We start from the raw sequence: 2,022 nt of genomic DNA, 5'->3' as shown, positions 1-2,022 counted from the left end.
ACTAGCTGCTGCTCAACATTGACCAGTGATATGTTACTAGGTGTACCCTCCATCAAGATATGCACAGAGTCGCGCACTACGCGATAACCACTGACTAAAATCAGTACTGCGACGATGACGGAGGCGACCGCATCTGCCCATATCCAGCCAAAACCTATCATCAGTAGCGCAGCAATAATAGCAGCGACTGAGCCCAAAAGATCGCTTAAGACATGCAAATACGCACTCTGCATATTGAGATTGACGGGTTCTTTGGCGTTAGAGGGTTGACTATCGCTTGCGCCGTGGTTGTGATCGTCTGAGCCGCTACTACCCCTGTGCATCAACCACGCTACCAAAATATTGATTAGCATCCCGATTGTGGCAATAATCAGCATGCCTTGGCTGGCGATTTCAATTGGGGTGTTAAAGCGCTTAACCGCTTCATAAAAAATCATCACCGCAATAATGACCAGAGTAGCACCATTGACCATAGCGACTAAGATCTCAAAACGCTTATAGCCAAAGGTTTTTTGGTGAGTCGCGGTCTTCTCGCCAATCTTAAAAGCCAGCAAAGTTGCACCAAGAGCGATGGCATCACTTAGCATATGTCCTGCATCTGATAGAAGCGCTAAGCTGCCTGTCAACCAGCCGCCAATAGCTTCAATGAACATGTAGCCTGTGATAATCAAGAAGCTAATGAGCAAAGTACGTTGATAGCCTTTAGTATCGCGCGGCGGCGTAGTCTGCTCTAGATGCTCGTCATGATCGTGACTATCTTGGGTATCGATGGTATAGATTTTTTGATGGTTATGATCGCTATGCCCATCGTGCTCATCATGTGCACTGTGATTGTCGTGTTCAGTATTAGCGTTAGTATCAGTATTAGGATTGTTTTGATTCATAACCATACTCAAAGTTGATTATATTAATGTTAATAAGGATAACACTATTCTAAATTTAACATATTCATACCGCTTATAAATAAGGTAAACCCTTAAAACTACCAGCCCACAGGGTCGATATCTAAGGTTAGCTTGAGATACTTAGCGCTTGGCATAGCGAGTACAAGTTGCCACCATGCTTGTAGTACGCGGTGCAACTGCTGACGATCTTTGGCAAGTAACAACAATTGCGAGTGATAGCGGCTGTTCTTTTTACTCATAGGCGCATCGATAGGACCGAGCACGGCTAAATGATGCGGTTTTGGCAAGTTAGCAACGGCATCATTCAGGGCTTGCGTGGTCGCCGCCAAGGTTTTGCCTTCGCAGCGGACGAGCGCTGCATGGCTAAAGGGCGGTAAGCCCATCATTTTGCGCTCTTGTAATAGCGTACGCGCAAAAGATAAATAGCCGTCTTTGACCAATTTTAACAGCAGCGCATTGTCAGGCTGCAGGGTTTGAATGAGCACCCGTCCAGGTTTGTCCCCGCGACCTGCGCGACCTGCAACCTGAATCATCAGCTGCGCGGTATGCTCAGGTGAGCGAAAGTCAGCCGACAAAAAACCGCGATCAGCATTAGGCAGGCAAACTAACGTGACGTTGGGAAAATGATGCCCTTTGGCGACCATTTGCGTACCGACCAAAATGGCAGGCTTGCCTTCATTAATGCGCTGATATATCTTCTCCCAGCTGTCCTTGCGACGCGTGGTATCACGATCAATTTGGATAATAGGGTAGATATCTTTGCTGGTTTGTGGATTGGCAAAAATCGCATGGAGATTGTCGCTTAGACGGGTAGTGCCCATACCTTTGGCGTCTAGATTGAGGCTGGCGCAATCAGGGCACGTCGTTGGAATATACGCTTGCCAGTCGCAGTGATGACACTTTAGATAAGAGCTGTGTCTATTATAATGAACGGTTAGGTGTGCGTCACAGCGCGGACAGTCCGCTTGCCAGCCGCAAGCCTCACACAAGAGCACAGGCGCATAACCGCGGCGATTCAAAAATATGAGCACCTGATCGCCCGCCTCAAGTGTTTGCTTGATCGCACTGATAAGTGCATCGGTAAGCCCCGTATCAAAACGCTCGCCGTCATCTTGCG

General features: G+C 47.8%; 2 protein-coding genes. Both read right to left on the bottom strand.

What is annotated here, in order from left to right:
• Positions 1–884, bottom strand: an 884-nt coding sequence (locus ACTXGO_RS13020; protein WP_443574822.1) for a cation diffusion facilitator family transporter, incomplete at its 3' end; no start/stop codon positions are given.
• A 98-nt stretch (positions 885–982) separates the two neighbouring features.
• A partial coding sequence (gene priA / locus ACTXGO_RS13015) for a replication restart helicase PriA (RefSeq protein ID WP_443574821.1) occupies positions 983–2,022 on the bottom strand: 1,040 nt, incomplete at its 5' end.

Source organism: Psychrobacter sp. T6-1 (assembly GCF_052258445.1).
Note: the sequence above shows the minus strand (reverse complement) of the source record. Positions and strands in the feature narration are given on the sequence as shown.